At 53.2% G+C, this 20706-nt stretch carries 14 protein-coding genes; 1 reads left to right on the plus strand and 13 read right to left on the minus strand.

Features of this window, described 5'->3' with window-relative positions; all coding sequences use genetic code 11:
• Positions 1–2: 2 nt before the first annotated feature.
• The 13 genes from BN4609_RS10565 to dapF form a co-directional block, all read right to left on the minus strand.
• Positions 3–1334, minus strand: coding sequence for a site-specific integrase (locus tag BN4609_RS10565; RefSeq protein WP_068856956.1), 1332 nt, complete (start codon positions 1332–1334; stop codon positions 3–5).
• 354 nt (positions 1335–1688) lie between these two features.
• Positions 1689–3026, minus strand: coding sequence for a DUF6080 domain-containing protein (locus tag BN4609_RS10570; protein ID WP_068856647.1), 1338 nt, complete (start codon positions 3024–3026; stop codon positions 1689–1691).
• Positions 3027–3142: 116 nt separating this feature from the next.
• On the minus strand, positions 3143–4654 hold the full coding sequence (locus BN4609_RS10575; RefSeq protein WP_206196554.1) for a DUF6080 domain-containing protein: 1512 nt from the start codon (positions 4652–4654) through the stop codon (positions 3143–3145).
• Between the two features lie 195 nt (positions 4655–4849).
• On the minus strand, positions 4850–5464 hold the full coding sequence (locus tag BN4609_RS10580) for an HAD family hydrolase (protein WP_306455827.1): 615 nt from the start codon (positions 5462–5464) through the stop codon (positions 4850–4852).
• Positions 5465–5492: 28 nt separating this feature from the next.
• Entirely contained in the window at positions 5493–6371 is an 879-nt protein-coding gene (locus BN4609_RS10585; protein WP_068856648.1) for a decaprenyl-phosphate phosphoribosyltransferase, read from the minus strand.
• 25 nt (positions 6372–6396) lie between these two features.
• Entirely contained in the window at positions 6397–7458 is a 1062-nt protein-coding gene (locus BN4609_RS10590) for an acyltransferase family protein (protein ID WP_068856649.1), read from the minus strand.
• 41 nt (positions 7459–7499) lie between these two features.
• On the minus strand, positions 7500–8636 hold the full coding sequence (locus BN4609_RS10595) for an acyltransferase family protein (protein ID WP_306455828.1): 1137 nt from the start codon (positions 8634–8636) through the stop codon (positions 7500–7502).
• Complete coding sequence (locus BN4609_RS10600; RefSeq protein WP_068856650.1) at positions 8623–10467, minus strand: phosphoethanolamine transferase family protein; 1845 nt, start codon at positions 10465–10467, stop codon at positions 8623–8625. Before BN4609_RS10600 ends, BN4609_RS10595 begins: the two co-directional genes overlap by 14 nt.
• A 56-nt stretch (positions 10468–10523) precedes the next feature.
• Complete coding sequence (locus tag BN4609_RS10605) at positions 10524–11141, minus strand: HAD family hydrolase (RefSeq protein WP_068856651.1); 618 nt, start codon at positions 11139–11141, stop codon at positions 10524–10526.
• Between the two features lie 84 nt (positions 11142–11225).
• A complete protein-coding gene (locus BN4609_RS17000; protein ID WP_241033256.1) occupies positions 11226–11501 on the minus strand; it encodes a biotin synthase in 276 nt (91 codons plus the stop codon).
• A 1253-nt stretch (positions 11502–12754) separates the two neighbouring features.
• A complete protein-coding gene (locus BN4609_RS10620) occupies positions 12755–14944 on the minus strand; it encodes a glutamine synthetase III family protein (protein ID WP_068856654.1) in 2190 nt (729 codons plus the stop codon).
• 547 nt (positions 14945–15491) lie between these two features.
• Positions 15492–16727 carry an LL-diaminopimelate aminotransferase gene (locus tag BN4609_RS10625; protein WP_068856655.1) on the minus strand — a complete coding sequence of 412 codons (1236 nt, stop codon included), beginning with the start codon at positions 16725–16727 and terminating at the stop codon, positions 15492–15494.
• A 32-nt stretch (positions 16728–16759) separates the two neighbouring features.
• A complete protein-coding gene (dapF, locus tag BN4609_RS10630; RefSeq protein WP_068856656.1) occupies positions 16760–17602 on the minus strand; it encodes a diaminopimelate epimerase in 843 nt (280 codons plus the stop codon).
• Between the two features lie 424 nt (positions 17603–18026).
• On the opposite strand from dapF, the gene BN4609_RS10635 reads away from it, so the two are divergent.
• The gene (locus BN4609_RS10635) at positions 18027–20543 is read left to right on the plus strand and encodes a TonB-dependent receptor (protein ID WP_068856657.1); all 2517 of its coding nucleotides are present in this window, start codon (positions 18027–18029) and stop codon (positions 20541–20543) included.
• The last annotated feature ends 163 nt before the right edge of the window (positions 20544–20706 follow it).

Below are 20706 nucleotides of genomic sequence, written 5' to 3' on the forward strand. Positions count from 1 at the left end.
ACTTATCCCTCCATCATTTGTTTAACAATAGCCCTTTGTTTCCAACTTGGATTGACCCTGCGCCGGGTGTTATCCTTGCGTATTGTGGAAGGGGCTGCATCAATCCCGAACAGGGAGAACTTGTCGCCAATGGCATCATTCAGCCTGTCCACGTCACGGTCAATCTTGTCCTGCGTGACTTTCGCGTACCGTTGTGTAGTCTTGATATGTTTGTGTCCCATGATTTTACTTACCGTTTCGATAGGAATACCCTGTGAAAGACATATTATGCTGCCGAATGTATGTCTGGCTTGATGAAATGAAATCGGACGGTTGATACCGCACATCACAGCCATTTTCTTCAGATGAATGTTCATGCTCTCCTTCGTAAGCATAGGCAGCAGCCTGCCTGCGGCATCCATGCCCTTGTATTTTTCCAATATGGCGAGCGGTATTTCCATCAGCCTTATACATTCGGGTGTACCTGTTTTCTGACGCTCGGTGTGAATCCACAAACTTCCGTCCTCGGCTTTTACGAGGTTCTTCTCCGTCAATGCCCTCATGTCGCAGTAACAGATGCCCGTCCAGCATGAGAACAGGAACATGTCCCTTGTGAAGTTACGGTTGGGCGTGTCGTAAGTCATGTTGGCAAACTTACCCAGTTCCTCTTCCGTAAGGTACATCTGCTTGAACTCCGGCTTTTGTGGTCTGTAACCTTTGAACGGGCTGAACGGAATAATGCCACGGAACACGGCAAGCATCATCACGCTTTTCAGGCGGTTTACATGTCCGAGTATGGTCTTGGGCATGAAACGCTTGACGGTGCGCATATACATATCGAAATCCTCGATGAAATTCTCATCCATCTGCTTGACGGGCATGTCTGAAAGACGGTACTTGTCTTTCAGAAACGTGGCGAGATGGCGGTAAGTATTCGTGTAATGGTAATAGCTGGTTGCGGAACGGTTCACGCCCACACGTAAAGCATATTCCTCATTATGCTCAGTAAACAGTTTCATGATGGTGTCCTGTGCTTCCGCCAGCCCTTGATAAGCGTTCTTCACTTCCTCTGCCGAAACGACTTCTTTAATATCCTTCAGTTCGTTGAACCGTTGTCGGAGTAGAAGCAACGTGCGTTCAATCTCACGGTTTGCCATAACCGTCATTTTACTCTTGCCCGTACACCGTTGTGCCGTGGCATTCCACAACTTGGCATTTACCTTGAATTTGCAGGAAAACTGTGCGATGGAGTTCTGTTTTCCCTTGACGGCTATTCTACCCATGAGGGGAGACAGCCCGTTCTTGTCCTGTCCGCTGCGTTTGATATAAAGCAGCACTTTCATTTCTGTCTTCATTGCCATAACTTTTTGGTTGCAATATTAGTGATACATTGCCGACCGACAGAATTGGAAATGGTGCAGAACGGTGCAAACGGAACGGACACTGCTAAATCTGCGGATTTGAAGCCATTACCACTCGTATAATGCTTGTTTACAAGCATTAGGAATGCTGTTTTTCAGGCTTTAAGCTGGTAGCAGGACAGGTAATGACTTGGTAGCGGAAACCTTGCATTATCCTGCCTTTCCTTGCTGTTTGGCTGTAATGGCAAACAACCGCAAAACCGTTGTTTTACAACGCGTTCCGTTTGATTTTCTTTATTCCCATCTCCCTTGCTTTGATGCTTCTTTCTTGTTTTACAGTCTTATTCCTTATACGAGATAACCGGTTATCAGCCAGCCGTTGTAACACCACAGCCAGATGGTGAGAAGCAGCGTGAGCGCACGCGCGAAACGGCTTGTCCGCGTGCCGGCGTTCCTAAGGACGTAAGCCGCCGCTATGGGTATGACAAACGCCCAGTGGGCAGTCATGATGTACACTTCGTTTATACCGAACCCGAAGACTATATGCATCGTCATGTCGAAGGCGAACCACGACAGGACGAGACGCAGCAGCCGAGAGTGTCTGCCGTACCATATTCCGGCGGCGAAGAGCAGCACTATGAGAGCCTCTACGACGTAGCTTGCCGCCCAACGGTAGCTTACGAACACCGGGCGGGTCTGCTGCACGTCCTCAAGAAGATGGCTCCGGTGGAGTTGGAGAGACTCTCCGAAGAGATTCTCTGTTATAGAACGCATGCGAGGAGTGGTTATGTCGCTCCACTCAAGCAACGGTATGTCCTCCGTCATTGCCTTTCCGTTCTGCTTCCTTACCCACTCGTCGTGCGCCTTGAACTTGTCTCCGAAGTTCGGATTCTTCTGTTTCAGATGGTCCTCTATCTTCTTTATGTTCTCCGACTGCGGCTTGATGATAGCCTGCTGCTGCCAGTAGAACAGCCCGGCGAAGAGCAGCAGGGGGACAACGAACGCCGTGACATACCGCCACGAGAACGCCTTGCGGCCGTTGGTGAACAGAAGTGCCAGTCCCGTCTTCACTCCGTTGGAGAGCGTCATGCCCGCCGAGAGGAAGAAAAGCGTGCCTGCGAGCAACGGCGACATGGGCTTGCGCTCCTTCATTCTGGTGCCTGCTATATATATGGTAGCCACAAGAAGGAACATGGAAATGCCGAAATGGTCGGGCACCATGGTGGCTATGAGCACATGAGCGAAACCGTAGAGCATAGCCGTAAGCAGCATGGCGTCGCGCCGCGACACACCAGCCAGCCCGTTGAGTATGCGCAACATGAACACGGAGGCATATGTTGCGCAGAACACATTGAGCGAGGCGATGAAGAAAACGGCGAAGTTGAAGCCCGTCACTTCCATGAGCCAACTGTTCAGCCAGTACAGAGGCAGGAGCAGGGCGATGTATAGCGGATGCCGCAAAGTGGAATAATGGACACGCAGGCACGACACCGCTATGCACGAGAACACGTCATATCCCGACATGTTGAGGTGGTTGTAGAATATCGTCCAGAACCCTCCGTGGGCTCCGATGGTGAACCGGTCGAACCTGCTGTATATCAAAAGACCGTTGAACAGAATGAATACCATCATCGAAACGAGCGCGAACAGCCGTTCCTCTTTTCTTATCTTGAATATTGTTTTCATCTTCGTAAAGTCGTTGTTTCATTATTCCCGTCAGCCGGTTTCATGCCTTCAGGCAGCCGGTTTCATGCTTTCTGGCAGCCGGTTTCATACTTTCAGGCAGCCGATAATGCGTTTTCTCACAACAGATAAGACGCGATGAGCGTGATGTTGTAGCCCAGAAGGAAACATGTGAGCAGGAACACCGTCACACCGGCGGCACGTCTCACACGTCTGCCGGAGACTGTAAGGATGTACGCAGTGGCTATAGGAATGGCGTATATCCAGTGTGCCGACATGATGTAAACCTCGTTTATGCCAAACCCGAGACCCATGTGCAACGCCATGTCGAGCATGAAACAAGACATGACAAGCCACATGAAGCGCGACCGGCGACCGAACCACACACCGGCGGCAAACAGGAACAGTATGACAGCCTCTATGACATAGTTAAGCGGCGAAGAGTAATGCACTATCATGGGACGCTTCCTGAACTCGTCCATAAGCAGGTAGTCCTTGTGCAGCTGAATGGATTCGCCGAAGAGGTTTTCCACAGCCGACATTGTGCGAGAGGTGGATATGTCGGTCCATCTCATGAACTCACCGTTGCTGATGGGCTTTCCCTGCCTCACCTTTTTAGGCTTCGCGGTTTTCTTCGGAGCCTGTCTTGCGGTGTCGGAAACGGCGTTTGAGGCACGCGCGGAGGCAGTGTCGCCGCCCGTGGAAGCCTTTACGACGGCAGATCCGTTCTTTTCCGATGTCATGGCAAGTGCTTTCCGCTCATTCTGAAGCCTCGTTTCCTTCTGCCGCTGTTCCGCTTCCTTCTTCGCCTTCAGCCTGGCTTTAGCCTCGTTGCGCGCCATATCGCGCGGCCATACTATATGGTCATACTCCAGCCGGCTGCACGTCCAGAGCAGCGCCGAAGGCAATATGACAGCGGCAAGTATGTATGAAGGACGGAAGAAACGGCGTCCGTTGACAAACAGCGCGGACATGAACGTCTTCAGACCGTTGTTGAGCGACGTTCCGGCAGTGAGCATAAAGAGCGCTATTGTGTGCCATGCCGTCATGCGTCTGCCGTCTTTCATCCACTGCCCCGACAGGTGAAGCGTGAGCAGGAGGAGCATCATCGAGATGATGAAATGGTCGGGCACCATGGACGAAAGCATCACGAAGGCGAACGAGAAGCAGAACACCGTCATGAGTGTGGCGTGGTTTCCGTCCAGTCCGACGATGTCGCGCATTATGCGGCGGAGGAATATCATGGCGTAGAAACCGAAGAAAATCTGTATCGCCGCCACGATGAATATGGCGCAGTTGATGCCGGTCAGCCTCATCAGGAGCTGGTTTATAAGATACGGAACATACATGTAGAACGCCAGAAGAGGATGTCGGTAGACATTATATCCGGCAGTCCAGTCGCTCACCACGGAATAAGTGATGGGGTCGAAACCCGATATCTGGAAGTTGCGGATGAACAACTGCCAGTAGTATTTAGTCAGAGGAGTGAACCGGTCGAAGTATTTTATGATGACAAGAGAGTTCATCGCAACGAGCATAAGCATCATTACCGCCGCGAAAAGACGCTCCTCGCGCCGCAGTCCGAATATGCGTGAGGCAGCCTTTATGAGTCTGTTGTCTTTCAGTTTCATCTTTTTGATGTTGCTTCAGAATTGTCATGACAGTCCGTCAGGCACATTATGCCGCCGCGTCATGGTTGTTATTATCCTATTCTATATTCTTTCTTACAGCATGTCCGCCTTTTCCCCGCTCCACATCATGGCTTTTCATTTCATTAATGAAAAACCATACGGGCAACGGACTCACGGACACCCGGTCAGCGCAGGCTATTTTCCGAACGGCTGGTAGTGGTGTTCGTCCGCATAGCCGAAGAGTTCCCTGTCGCCCCGGCTGTCACCATAGGCTATGACATAGAGCCGGTCGCGCCCTGTAAGAACCTCTTCCAACCGTCTCACCTTTTCCTTTCCGTAACAGTTGGGCGTGGCGAAACGTCCGGTGACGAGCCCTCCGGCCACCTCCGCCTGCGTTGATATGACGCGCACCTTTCCTGTCCCGAAGCGTGCGTCGAAGAACGGCTCGACCCATCTGCCGATGCTTGCCGTCACCACATACACCCTCTCTCCCTTTTCCAGAGCATTGCCTATGCAGCTCATGGCGGCATGCCTGAGTATGCCGTCGCGCTTCCGGGCGAAATCGGCACACAACCTGTCGAACTCCTCCACAGGCATTCCTCCGAACAGATGTGCGAAGAGTCTTTCCTTCACACTGCCTCCTGAGACGAGCCGCAGCTTCATCATCACAAGCAGCGGACTATAGCGCAGCAGTGCCCCGATGAGCGCGCGACTGCCTTTCGCGTGCCTTATGAAGGCGATGAGCGAGTCGGCGCGCGTTATAGTGCCGTCGAAGTCGAATACGTGTACTGTCTCTTTTCCATTCATCATTCAATATTCCCTCACGTCTGTACAGTGTCTACAGATAAATCATCACAAGGAAAGCGAGTCCCCACGCTATAAGGACAAACTGCGAGAAGCGGTCGTGCATTATCACCTTCGTAGGGTCGCCGCTCCTCTTGTCGACCACCGTTATCTGTATATACCGCAGAAGTCCCAGCAGCACGAACACCGACGTGAGATACAGGTTCTCCGTTCCGAACTGCCTTGCCACCTCCGGCGACACGGTGTACATGATGTAGCACACAAGCGTAACGGACGCCGTGATGGTGACAGCCTGATTGATGAAGGTCAGGTTATAGCGTGTGGTGTTCTTCCGCGGAGCCTCTCCCGTCTCGTTCATGCGTATCACGTCGTCGCGCCTCTTTGCGAAAGAGAGGAACAGCGTGAGCAGGAACGTCATGAGAACAATCCATTTGCTCAGCACAATCTCGCCCACTATGCCTCCCGCAAGGATACGCAGCACGAACCCGAAGGCGATGATGCACACGTCGATGATGGCATACTGTTTCAGCCGCGAGCAGTAAGCGAGGTTCATCACATAATAGAACAGCAGCACAGCCATCGCCGAAGGCATCAGCGGCGCAGGCAGGAAGAGCGCGGTGCCGACGCTCAGCACGAACATCACAGCCATTATCCTGTATGCCGTCCCCACCGAAACCTTTCCGGCGGCTATGGGTCTGTGGCATTTCTCAGGATGGTTGCGGTCGTCGTCGGCGTCCACTATGTCGTTGTAGCAGTAGATGGACGAAGCCGTGAATCCGAACGCCACGAACATTATGAGAGTGTTGACGAACACGCCGGTGTTGAACAGTTCGCTGCTGAAGAACATAGGAATAAAGACAAACAGGTTCTTTATCCATTGCTGCGGACGTATGAGTTTCAGTATATCTTTCATATATATAAATAGGTGTATTCATTGTTCACGTGTGCTGTCCGCCCTTTGCCGGAGTAAGCATGCGCACCACCGGCGACACCATGCGCTGCAGCAGCCATGCCGCCGGAACGGTTATCGCCGTGGTGAGAAGGAATGTCTGCCAGTAGCCCAAGTGCATATGGTGTATGTGTACAAGCACGAAGTTGCTGTGTATGAGATAGCATTCCAGACTCAGCGCGCCCACCGTGCGCAGCGCGGCGTTCATCCATCCGGGCGTGCGGCGCAGCATCCTGACGAGCAGCAGCACCGTGGTGAAGGTGAGCGGGATGTATATCATACGCTCGACGAACAGCGGGAACCTGCCGTGCAGCTCCTGTTCGAGATACAGACACGTGCCGAACGTCATGCCGAACGTCACGAGCAGCAGCGGCATGGAGCCTTTCTGAAGGCACCGCCGTTCCATTACGAGCTGTCCGGCGTTGATGCCGAGGAAGAAAACCGGCACCCTGCTCCAGAATATCTCTATGTGACCGACAGCCGAGTGAAGCGGTCCCACCCACTGCACCGCCACACACCACACCACCATCAGCACCGGCAGCCAGCGGTATACCGGCAGTCTGGAGACGAGCCACATGTAGGGCGGTGCGGCGATATAGAGAGCCATGATTGCCGGGATGTACCAGAACGTCAGTTCGTCGTGTTCCCAGAATCCGAGGTTCAAGGTCACGTCGCCTATCAGGTCGCCCAGGCTGCTGCTGTAGCGACCGCTTCCGAGGAAGTCGGGAACATAGAAAAGGCATGCCATGACGAGCCATGCGGGGAAAATGCGCGCGAACCTTCTGGCGTAGAAGAGCCTCGTGTCCGGATGGCGCGTCCATGCGAACCACAGTCCCACTCCGCTGAGGAAGAGAAACATGTCCACCCCCACATTGCCGCAACGGTGCAGTCCGTAGAACGGGTCATCGCGTCTCACCCACACGTGGAACAGTATGATGAAGAGCATAGCCAGTCCCATCAGCTCGCCCCTGAAGCGGCTTATGTCTGCAAGAGGAATGCCCCCTCCGTCCTTTCCGGCTGTCTTTAATCCGCCGTTCTTGCCTGTGTTCATATTCAGGATATATCTTTAAGCCGCACGCCGTAGACGGTGTGTCAGCCTTTCTTCATTTTGTTTATTATAAGCCTTGTAGCCCATGCCAGAGCCACGCAGGCAATGATGTAGAGCAGAAGTCCGGCATAGACGTCGCCGCGGCGGCTTATGCCGATGAATATCTTGCGCGCCACGGGATGTATCACGAAAAGTGCGGCGGAGAGCTTGCCCAGATGCGAGAGCTTTATACAGAGATAGACGGGCATGAGCTTCACCGTACCCACGGCGGCAAGACACACATACAGCGGTGCCCACAGCCACAAGTGGAAATTCATTCCGCAGAGTATCACACTCAAATAAGACAGAAACGTGATCAATGCCCATATCCGACGCGGCATATGAACGCAGTATCTGGCATAGAGAAGTCCGGCGCAGAAAGGCAGCATACTGCCTATGAAGTTGTATCGCAGACGGTTGAGCGTCTCCCCCTGAGGGTCGCATACCACCTGCAAACCCCAGCACACGACAACCACCGCCACCGCCGACAGCCATCCTCCGCGCCTCAGCAGCAGTATGTAAACGGCATAGACCTGCAGCATAAGACCGAAAAACCAGTACGGACCGGGCCATATCACCTTGTCGGGAGAGGGCATAAGGTTGTTGAGCATGAGCAGCTGTCCGATGATGTCGGGCACGGCATAGCGGTGCGCGCCCGGCGTTATGGCGTCGACCATGATGAATATGGCGAAGCCCACAATCATCATGTCGAACAGCTTGCGGAAGTGTGTCCGCATGAACGTCATCCTGTCCGGCACGGGCACATGCGGCGTGTGCTCATATTTAGCCACCAGTCCGTAGGCACTGAGAAAGAGGAACACCGGCACGCCGTAGTGTCCGAAGAACGACAGCAGGTGCACAGGCAGGTTGATGTCGGGCTCGAGCAGTGCCCGCATCAGTGCCATGCTGCGGTCTTTGTCGAACGTATATTCATTCTCCTTCACGGCGAATCCCAGCCAGTGGCAGTAGTTGTGGAGCACTATGCCCGCAATAGCCATTGCCCTGAGAGTCGAGCACTCGGTGCGCGAAAGCAGTTGGTTGTTGTTTATTTTAAGCATATCCTGTGTGGTGTTATGTATCGGCATGCGGGCTGTGCGCTGTATGCGGCGGCGCGCCATGCCTGTCTTCTCATATTCCCTCAAGCCTGTCGTAGTCGGTGACTCCCTTCAGCAGCCTCGGGCGGGTCTCGTCGTAGTCGGGCGACAGCAGGTCGTAGCGCGGCTCGTAGCATGGCGCCGAGATGCCTGCGAGCCCCATGAGCAGATGCGGCAGGGCGTCGGTCATGAACCGTCTGTCGCGTGCCGCCCTCATTGCCCTGAGCACTTCCGGACGCCTGCGCGCGTATCTTGACGAGCACCATATCCAGAACGGGATGTCGAACTCGGCGTGCGCGAGCCGCGCGTCTATCTCAGCCGAGTGCATGCGGCAGAAGAAGTGCATGTCGCCCTCGTAGCATTCCTCGCCGTGGTCGGGCATGTATATCACCACCGCGTCGTCGTTGCGGAAGCGGTCTACAATCCTGTCCACCACGGAGTCGTTGTATAGCACTGCGTTGTCATAGTCGGAAAGGATGCGTCTCTCCCTTGCGTTGAGGTTGGGCTTGAGCTCCTTGTAGTCGTCGCCCTTGAACAGTTTGCGGTCTTTAGGACTGCGCTGGCGGTAGCTCACGTGCTGTCCTATGAGATGGAAAATCACCAGGTTGTGGTCTCCTCCCTGCCCTTTCAGCCTGTCGTAGTCGTCGAGCAGACCCTCGTCATAGGTGTGCAGGCGGTCGTTGCGCGTGTCAAACTGCGCCTCACTGAGCGTAGGGTTGTTGAGGAAGAAGCCGCCGCTGAAGTCGTATACCGCCTCATGCGCCTTCGGCAGAAACTGGTTTGTGAGGAACGTCACGTGGTATCCTGCCTTGCGGAACACCTCTGTGAAGAGCGGATAGTCGCACCACTCGCCCTTCTGCCCCTCCACGCGCGTGGAGAAAACACTCTTGAACACGAAGCTCGTGAGGTTGTGGGGCGACACCACATCGGTGAACTTCACGAGGCGTCCCTGCCTCTCGAGCCTCTGCTGACGGGGCGTCGTGGGCATGGGATAGCCGTACATCGCCGAGTGGTGGCGGCTGTAGCTCTCGCCGATAATGAGCACAATGGTGGGGCTGCTGTACGAGCAGCTGTCCACCCTGACGTCGTTTATGCCTGCTATGAGCCTGTCTATCTGCTTTGCCGCGAGCGAGTTGGCATACACGCTGAACACAAGCCGGTAGGCTGGAAGATATAGCTGGGCGTGGTCTTTCTCCGTGAGCGTGTGCTCCACCTCGCCTATGTTGGTGCCGCTCATGAGCTTCCATGTAGCCTGTTTGTTGTCCGCCGACACGACGGTAGCCCACACCACCATTATCACGACGGCAAGTCCGGCGGCAGCCCTTACGTAAGCCTCCGACGCGAACGCGGCTATCCTCCTGCCCGCCTCGCGCAGGCGTTGCTCCGTGCGGTGCGGGATGATGTGGGGGAACTTCAGGCGCAGGGCAGTGAGCACATGCAGGATGATGAGCGCGAGCACCCATCCCACGCTGCTTGTGATGACTCCCGGCGACACGCACGAGCGCAGAAACTCGCCCGCCTCGCGCGTGTCGGTCTCGCCGACGAGCATGAGCATCGAGGGCGTGAGCGTGGACTGGAACTTCACAAAGCAGTATACGTCGACGAGCGACGTGGTGTAAAGTGCCACATAGAGCAGTCCTCTCGCCCACCGCCTTACGGCAAGCGGCAGCAGCGCGAGCACTATGCACAGGGCGTAAGTGTCGAGCAGCAGTTCGAGATAAAGATTGTCGTAAACCTTGGCACCCTTACTGTCGGGCAACACCGCCCACGAACTTACGCATCCGAGCGCGTACATGAAAAAGAAGAACGAGGCGTTGGCGCCTATCGGCTTTACGGCAAGCGTGAGCGCATCGCACAGTGCTTTCACAACTTTCTGCATGTTATGGAATTTTTGGCAAAGTTACATCAAAATCGTGAAATACGGAAATAAACTCCTCACTGACGCGCACCGGCGATGATGCTGTCGAGCTGCCGGCGCGTGTCCTCCGCTCCGGTGAACACTATTCCGTGCATTCCCAGCCTGCGCGCCGTCTCCACATTCGCCTCCTTGTCGTCGATGAAGACTGTCTGCTCCGGCTTCAGCGAATAGCGGTCGAGCAGTATGCGGTATATCTGAGGCTCGGGTTTCACCTCCTTCTCTATGCCCGACACCACGGTGCCTTCAAGGAGCGAGAGGAAGTCGAACCGCTCGAAAGCCACGTGTATGTTCTCAGCCGACCAGTTGGTGAGACCGTACAGCCGGTAGCCTTCGTCCTTCAGACTGCGCAGCAACGCCACGCTCTCCGGCTTCTCTCCCCGTAGCATCTCTCCCCAATGCACCGGAAACATCTCTATAGCCTCCCTGAACTCGGGATGAAGGGCAGTGAGCTGTGCCACGCCCTCGGCGTAGCTGCGTCCCCGGTCGTTCTCAAGATTCCACTCGTCGGTGCATATGTTTGCGAGGAAATACTCCATACGGCTGTCGTCGTTGAAGTATCCGCGATAGTAGTAGCGGCTGTTCCAGTCGACGAGCACGCCTCCGAAGTCGAATACGATGTTCTTTATCTGTGACATGTCTGTATGTAAATGGTTTTGTGATTATGTCGCCTGCATATTGCAGAAGCGTTATTATGTTGCAAATATATAAATTCAACGGCATTACAGCAAATTGTCACCGCGCTTTTTGGCGTGACACCGTCGCACGACAGGAAAAACGGTGCGGAATACATGAAAACGCGGTTTCGCATTGACTGTTTTTAAATAAAACAGGCTGCACTCGGCAATTTGAAAGCATGCTTTCATTGCACTCACTGGCACTGTCTTTAAATAAAACAGGCTGCACTCGGCAATTTGAAAGCATGCTTTCATTGCACTCACTGGCACTGTTTTTAAATAAAACAGGCTGCACTCGGCAATTTGAAAGCATGCTTTCATTGCACTCACTGGCACTGTTTTTGAATAAAACATGCTGCGACAGGCAATTTGAGAGCAAGATATCATTACGTTCGTTGGCACTGTTTTTGAATAAAACAGGCTGGGACAGGCAATTTGAGAGCAAGATATCATTGAGTCCGTTGGTATTTTTTTTTGACAAAAGAAAACGGCGAAAGAGATTTCGGATAACGCTGAAAAGTGTATCGCACAGCCTCATCCGTTCCTCCATTTCACGGTTTTACTGTTACAGAAAGCCCGTTTTGCGGCAGACGTGTCACCGGAAAGGCTCACCGACAGCTCCGAAAAGGCTTTTCCGCACCGTCAAAATGCCTTTTCCGTACTGCGAAACGGGCTTTCCCGCAGGACGGAAAAGCCTTTCCTGCAATGTTGAAAAGGCTTTTATAAATGGTAAGAATGTGTATGTCATTGGTTTACAATATATTATCCGAATCGCAAAATACTGCGCCAAATGCGTCCGGACAGACGCCCAGCCGCAAATAAACGGTTCTCGCGGAGTTGAGGTTGGACAAATATACGGGTTCGTTGGTATTGCGCACAGAGAACATGTATACCCGTCTCATACCGCAGCCTGCCAAAAGTAGAGACGCAAGATTTTGCGTCTCACGAGGAGACGATAGCAACACACGCATGCAACAATGCATTGACGGCAAAGGACTTACCTCATTGTGAGACGCAAGATTTTGCGTCTCTACTTTGGGCAGGCAACCGTAGTGAGCCTGAGGCATTCACCTTATATTACAATGGCGGCAGCCTTGTAGAGACGCAAGATTTTGCGTCTCACGAGAAGGTAAGTGCAATATATATTGACAGGAATGTGCTGATAGACATTGAGTTTGTTGCTCGGGAGACGCAAGATTTTGCGTCTCTACTTTTTACAGGCATCATAATGAACCCGAGACTTTCACCTTACATTACAATGGCGGCAGCCTTGTAGAGACGCAAAATCTTGCGTCTCACGATTAGGTCAGTCCAATTTTTATTGACGGGAATATGCTGATAGACATTGAGTTTGTTGCTCGGGAGACGCAAGATTTTGCGTCTCTACTTTTTACAGGCATCATAATGAACCTGTGACTTTCACCTTATATTATAATTGCGGCAGTCCTGTGGAGACGCAAAATCTTGCGTCTCCCGTTGAGTCCACAGCAACACAGGCACACAAAAAACGCTCTCCACAGCTATTGCAGCCGCGGAAAGCGTCGGACGTATGATATTCTTATTTAGTCTGAAGGTTATTTTATGAACAGCAGCTCACGGTATTTCGGCAAGGTCCACAGCTCGTCCGACACGATGAGCTCGAGCTTGTCGATGTGGCGGCGTATGAACTCGAGCTTCGGAGCCACGGTGTCGTGATAGGCGATAGCCTTCTCGCGGCAGCTCTCTATCCTGTTCGCCACCTTGCGCGCCTCTACGAGTTCCTCAACGCCGGTCTCTATTATCTGCGTGCGCTGTGCTATTTCCTCTATTATCTTCTTGTTTCTCGACGTCAGCTCATCAGCCTTGTTGGCAGGGAATATGTCGTACATGCTCTGCACGTTCTTTGCCAGCTGACTCTGATAGTGCGTACATACGGGTATGATATGGTTCATCGTGAGGTCTCCCATCACCCTTGCCTCAATCTGGATGCGCTTGGTGTAGGTCTCCCACTTCACCTCGTTGCGTGCCATCAGCTCCTTGCGGTTCATCACGTTGAGCTTCTCGAACATGCCGATGCTTTCCTCGTCGAGGTAGCGGTCGAACACCACGGGGCATGAAGTCTCGCAGTCGAGTCCCCTGCTTTCGGCTTCCCTCTTCCACTCGTCGCAGTATCCGTTGCCCTCGAATATTATCGGCTTGCATGTCTTCACGTCGTCTCTGATCACGTCTATGATGGCACTCATCTTGTCCTCTCCCCCCGCTATGAGCGCGTCCACGCGCTGCTTGAAGCTGTTGAGAGCCTCAGCCACAGCCGAGTTGAGCACAATCATCGCACTGGCACAGTTTGCCTCAGAGCCCACAGCGCGGAATTCGAAGCGGTTGCCGGTGAACGCGAATGGCGACGTACGGTTGCGGTCGGTGTTGTCGATGAGCAGTTCGGGTATCTCAGGTATGTCGAGCTTCAGTCCCTGTTTGCCCGCCACGTTGAGCAGTGTCTCCTTGTCGGCGTTCTCGATGTGTTCGAGCAGTTGGCTGAGCTGGTGTCCGAGGAACGACGAGATGATGGCAGGCGGTGCCTCGTTGGCTCCCAGACGGTGGGCGTTTGTGGCACTCATGATGCTTGCCTTGAGCAGTCCGTTGTGGCGGTAGACAGCCATGAGCGTCTCCACGATGAACACCAGGAAGCGCAGGTTGTCCTCTGGCGTCTTTCCCGGAGCGTGGAGCAGTATGCCCGTGTCGGTGGTGAGGCTCCAGTTGTTGTGCTTTCCCGAGCCGTTGATGCCCGCATACGGCTTCTCGTGGAGCAACACCCTGAAGCTGTGCCGGCGCGCAACCTTCTTCATGAGAGACATGAGCAGCATGTTATGGTCTACCGCAAGGTTGCACTCCTCGTATATCGGAGCAAGCTCAAACTGGTTTGGCGCCACCTCGTTGTGGCGGGTCTTGCACGGAATGCCAAGCTCAAGAGCCTGCACTTCGAGGTCTTTCATGAAAGCCTGGACACGTTCCGGAATGGTTCCGAAGTAGTGGTCGTCCATCTGCTGGTTCTTTGCGGAGTCGTGACCCATGAGCGTGCGTCCGGTAAGCAGCAGGTCGGGACGTGCGGAATAAAGACCTTCGTCCACGAGGAAATACTCCTGTTCCCATCCCAGATTGCATGAAACCTTGCGCACGTCGGGATAGAAATACTGGCAGACAGCCTGTGCCGCCGTGCCCACGGCATGGAGAGCGCGCAGCAGCGGAGCCTTGTAGTCGAGTGCCTCTCCTGTGTATGATATGAAGATAGTGGGAATACAGAGCGTGTCATCGATGATGAATACGGGCGAGGTGGGGTCCCATGCCGAGTAGCCGCGTGCCTCGAAGGTGTTGCGTATGCCCCCGCTCGGGAACGAGCTTGCGTCAGGTTCCTGCTGCATAAGCAGTTTGCCGGAGAACTCCTCTATCATTCCGCCCTTGCCGTCGTGCTCGATGAAGGCGTCGTGTTTCTCCGCCGTGCCTTCCGTGAGAGGCTGGAACCAGTGGGTGTAGTGCGTCACTCCGTTCTCCACAGCCCATTGCTTCATGCCCTTGGCTACCGCATCGGCAATGGAACGGTCGAGCCTTGTGCCGTTGTCCATTACGTCGATGAGCTGTTCATAAACGTCGCACGGAAGATACTTATACATCTTGGCGCGGTTGAACACGTATTTTCCGAAATACTCCGACGGGCGTTCGGCGGGTGTGACTGTTTCCTGTGGTTTCTTCTTGAAAGCCTCTGCCACAACCTCAAATCTTAAGTTTGCCATTGTTTTAAGAATGTTATTTTTGGGTTTTACTGTTGCTATTGCTCCGCATGTGCTGTGTCAGCATTCTATCAGTTTACATGTATTGCGGTGCAAAGTTAAGTTTTTTTTGTCAAAAACCGTGCAAGCGAGTGCAATAAGAGTTTACTCTTTTATTGCCGAGTGAAGCCGGTTTTATCCAAAAACCGTGCAAGCGAGTGCAATAAGAGTTTACTCTTTTATTGCCGAGAGAAGCCGGTTTTATCCAAAAACCGTGCAAGCGAGTGCAATAAGAGTTTACTCTTTTATTGCCGAGAGAAGCCGGTTTTATTTAAAAACCGTGCAAGCGAGTGCAATAAGAGTTCACTCTTTTATTGCCGAGAGAAGCCGGTTTTATCCAAAAACCGTGCAAGCGAGTGCAATAAGAGTTTACACTTTTATTGCCGAGTGCAGCATGATGATGTATCCGTACCGCAATGCCGGACACACTCTTACACTTAAAAAACGACATGGCAGGCATGCCTCCCGCTGCGTAAGGAGGCTTGCCTGCCATGTCGTGACGAGGCGGCGGTCAGTTGCCTGCCCATGCGGTGATGCGCTCCATTGCCTCGTGGCAGTCCTCGCTGTTGCCGAACGCCGTGAGCCGCACGTAGCCCTCGCCGCTCGGTCCGAACCCCGCTCCGGGCGTACACACCACTCCTGTGGCGTAGAGCATCTGTTCGAAGAACTTCCGGCTGGGCGTTCCTCCTGGCGTCTTCATCCATATGTAAGGAGCGTTTCTGCCTCCGTATACCTCCAGCCCCGCACCTTTGAGCGCGTTGAGCATATATGCCGCGTTGTCCATGTAATAGGCTATGGTCTGCCTTATCTGCTTCTTGCCCTCCGGACTGTATATGGCTTCGGCAGCCCTCTGGCTGATATAGCTCGTCCCGTTGAACTTGGTGCTCTGCCGTCTGCTCCACAGCCGGTTGAGCTCTATGCGCCTCTTGTTGTCGAGAGTGGCTGCGGTGACTTCCTTGGGAATTACCGTATATCCGCATCGCACGCCTGTAAAACCGGCTGTCTTCGAGTAGCTGCGGAACTCTATAGCCACCTTCCGCGCACCCTTTATCTCGTAGATGGAGTGCGGGATGTCGTCGTCCTGGATGTATGCCTCGTACGCCGCGTCGAAGAGCAGCAGCGTGTCGTTCTCCAGAGCATAGTCCACCCAGCGGCGCAGCTCGCTCTTTGAGAGCACCGTTCCCGTAGGGTTGTTGGGATAGCAGAGGTATATCATGTCCACACGGTGGTCGGGTATCTGCGGTATGAAGTTGTTCTCAGCCGTGCAAGGCATGTAGTTCACGTTGCTCCAGCGTCCGTCCGAGAGTGTTCCGGCGCGTCCGCACATCACGTTGGAGTCTATATACACGGGATAGATGGGGTCGGTCACACCTATGCTGTTGTCCCATCTCACAATCTCCCCGATGTTTCCGGTGTCGCTCTTGGCGCCGTCGTTCACGAATATCTCGTCCAAATCGGGGCGCACTCCGCGCGGGATGAAGTCGTTCTTCACTATCGCCTCACGCAGGAAATCGTATCCGTGCTCAGGACCGTAACCCCTGAACGTGGCGGCAGAAGCCATCTCGTCGACAGCCCGGTGCATGGCTTCCGTCACGGCGGGGCACAGCGGACGGGTCACGTCGCCTATGCCCAGGCTTATCACTCTCACCTTAGGGTGTGACAGACGGAAGGCATTCACCTTCTTTGCTATGTCCTCAAAGAGATAGTTGTCGGACAGTTTCAGATAATGCTCGTTTACTAATGCCATATGCGTATGATGTTTCTTGTTTGCGGAAATGACTATATGAAGACCTCGCCTTCGAACACAAACTCGGCTCCTCCGGTGAGCCACACGTGGTTGTCTGCCTCGTCCCAGAACACGTTGAGCTCGCCTCCGTCCATCACGATGGTGCTCCTGCGTCCGGCGCGGCATGTGAAAGCGGCAGCCACGGCAGTGGCGCAGGCTCCTGTGCCGCATGCCATGGTGATGCCGCTTCCTCTCTCCCAAACTCTTGTTCTTATCTTGTCTTTGTCTGTGATCTGCGCGAACTCGATGTTGCAACGCTGCGGAAAAGCCGCGTCATGCTCCAGAATGCTCCCGTAGCGGGCTACGTCGGTGTGGAGGATGTCGTCGGTGAATATGACGAAATGGGGATTGCCCATCGACACGAACGTGCCGCTGAACGTCCGGAATGCCGCCGACAGACGTCCGCACGAGGCGTCGTCATACTGTGCGGGGCATGTCATGGCGGGCTCAAGCATATCCACCGTCACGCTCTCCGTACATCCGTCGGCGCCGAGATGCAGCCTGAGGGTCTTCACACCCGACAGAGTGGCGAGCCGTATAGTGGTCTTCTGTGTCAGATTCTTGTCGTGCACATATTTCCCTATACACCTTGAGGCATTGCCGCACATCATCGCCTCCGAACCGTCGGCGTTGAAAATGCGCATCGTGAAGTCAGCGTCTGTGGTGTCGGAGGGTCTGCCTATGAGCACAAGTCCGTCCGCTCCGATGCCGGTGTGGCGGTCGCTGAGCGCTACGGCTGCCTTTTCGGGCTCAGGAACATCGTATAGCGATGTGTCTACATAAATATAGTCGTTGCCTGCGCCGTGCATTTTTGTGAACCTGACAAGATTTTTCATTTTGTCCGCTTTTATACTTGTTTCATGTCTTTTTATAACGTCCAATTGCAAAAATAAGACAAATTGAGATAATATTGAGTCATTATCGCATAAAATAATTGCATCATCCATGACGAAATTACGGTTTACCCGTATTATAGAACAAAATGTTTCATATTATAACCAAAATTGTCGTATTATATTAAAATATGACACTCACATCACAAAAAAGTTACGGCTTGTTCCCGCATATGCGTTTTTACCGGAACAGACAATGCGGGACCACCCCACTGAGGATGCGCGTATTTCATATAAAATGTTCCTTATTGTTAAACTATAATAAAAATTCGGACTTGCTGTATATAACAGACTGTCTTATGCGTATATAAATACGTAAGGGAAACAACACAACAGACAGAACTTAACACAAATAATAATCGGGAAGATGAAAACAAGGTTGGGCATTCTGGTGATGGTGTTCATCATCAGCTCTACAATCACGGCGCAGACCAATGCCGTGTCTTTCAAACTGAAAGGCGAACTGCTCGACTCTCTGACAAAAGACGGAGAGGCGTACGCCACGGTGACGGTGGCGAAGAAAGAGGCTCCTTCCGAGCCTGTGGCAAAGCATGTGACAGACAAGAACGGACGTTTCATGATAAGCGTCAAAGGTGAGGGCGACTTCACGGCAACGCTATCATCGTTGGGCAGACAGCCCGTGGTGAGGGAGTTCAAGGCTCCTGCCGACGGTAAGACGGTGGACCTCGGGACAATGTATGTGCACGATGCGGCAAACGAACTGAAAGGCGTTGAGGTGGTGGTACAGAAGCCGCTGGTGAAGTCGGACATAGACAAGATAGAGTATAACATATCGGACGACCCTGACTCAAAGTCGAACACGATGCTTGAGATGCTGCGTAAGGTGCCGCTCGTGACGGTTGACGGCGACGAGACAATTAAGGTGAACGGCAGCAGCTCGTTCAAGGTGTATGTGAACGGACGCCCGAACAACATGATGAGCAACAACCCGAAGGAGGTGCTGAAAAGCCTTCCGGCAAACAGCGTGAAGCGAGTTGAGGTGATAACAAACCCCGGACCGAAATACGACGCCGAGGGTGTGGGAGGCATACTCAATATCATCACCGAGGGCAGCGGGCTTACGGGATACACCGCAACGATGTCCGCCAACGTGGACAACAGAGGACAGGGAGCCGGACTTTTCGGCACTGTGAAGAGCGGAAAGCTTACTGTCAGCGTGAACTACAACTATAACGGCAGAAACCGCACACCACGTTCCAAGAGCTGGGGAAGCCGGAAGAGCATCGGGGAAATAGACGAGAACTCGTCTGACGTGGAGAGTTACAGCTCGTCGAAAAACAAATACGACTTCCAGTACGGGTCGATGGAGGCGAGCTATGAGATAGATACGCTGCGGCTGGTGAGCATGTCCTTCGGTATGTACGGAGGCGGAAACAGGACCCGGTACACAAGTGTCACGGATGCCACATCGCCTCTTTCGGGCGAAGACATATACAGCTATACGTCGCATAACAGGTCGAAGAACAGATGGACTTCCATAAACGGAGGCATAGACTATCAGCGTCTTTTCCATGTGAAAGACCGCATGCTGACCTTCTCTTACAGGATAAACTCCAACCCGAGCAGCTCGGACGGCAACTTCTATTACACTGACATGACGGCTGACGGCACGTGGCTCGACTTCCTGCACCGCATGAACGAACAGCGCAACAAGAACGAGCAGAACACCGTGGAGAACACTTTCCAGGTGGACTTCACCACGCCCATAGACACGATACACACCGTAGAGGCTGGTCTGAAATACATTCTGCGCAACAACAAATCGGATGACGACCGCTACCAGAGGATGGCGGGAAGCGACGACGAATATGTTTTCTCCGACGAATACAGCACGCATTTCAGACACCGCAACGACATTCTGGCAGCCTACATGGGCTATGGCATCAGACTGAAAAGGTTCTCCGGACGTCTGGGACTGCGCTATGAGCACACCATACAGGACGTGAAGTATCTGCTGGGACGGGGCGACGACTTCCGCAAAGACTTCGACGATGTGGTCCCGTCGGTGAGTGTCGGCTATAAGATTACGGACATGTCGAACCTCAGACTCGGCTATAACATGCGCATATACCGTCCGGGCATATGGTCGCTCAACCCTTACATAGACGACAGCAACCCTACAAGCATCAGTCAGGGAAACCCGAATCTGGACAGCGAGAAGAGTCATTCGTTCAGCCTTTCGTACAATAACTTCACCCAGAAACTGAGCCTCAGCTTCACAACCAAGTACTCGTTCACAAACAACAGCATACAGAGTCTGACGCAATACATCAACGATACGGAGATTCCCGGACTGCATAACCCAACAGGAAAGGATGTGATGTATAGCACATACAAGAACATAGGAAAGACCAGAAGCCTCGATTTCAGCGCATACATCAACTGGAACATCACTCCCGACACACGCATTTACTCCAACCTGAACGGCGGATACAACTATCTGTCTGACGGCAACGGACTGAGCAACCACGGCTGGAACATGTTCTATTATGCGGGAGCGCAGCAGACATTCCCGCACGACTGGCGCATCGGAATAAACGTTTCGGGTCAGACACCTTATATATCTCTTCAGGGGAAAGGAAGCAGTTACTTCTTCTACGGAATGAATGTCTACAAGTCGTTCCTTGACAAACGGCTTACGGTATCGCTGTTCGCAAACGACTTCTTCAACCCTTGGAAGAGACCGACGTCCTCGCTCGAGAGCATCAACTTCGTGTCAACGAGCCGCTCGGAGTACTCTTCCATACGCTACGGAGTGAGCGTGAGCTTCCGCATAGGCAAGCTTACGGCAAGCGTGAAGAAGGCAGCCCGCACCATAAACAACGACGACGTGAAGGGCGGAGGAAACAATAATCCGCAATAAGCCGGTGTGTTCTGTCTCCGCATATGATTGTTGTAATATGCGGAGACAGAGCGTTTTAATAAATATTTTTTGTATCTTTGCACACTCAAATACACCAAGCCGTGAACCCGGCGGGTGGTGGCAGTGCGGCGGAAACGTCACTGTGCCACATCAAGTAAAACGT

This window comes from Leyella lascolaii (assembly GCF_900079775.1).
Lineage (GTDB): Bacteria > Bacteroidota > Bacteroidia > Bacteroidales > Bacteroidaceae > Prevotella > Prevotella lascolaii.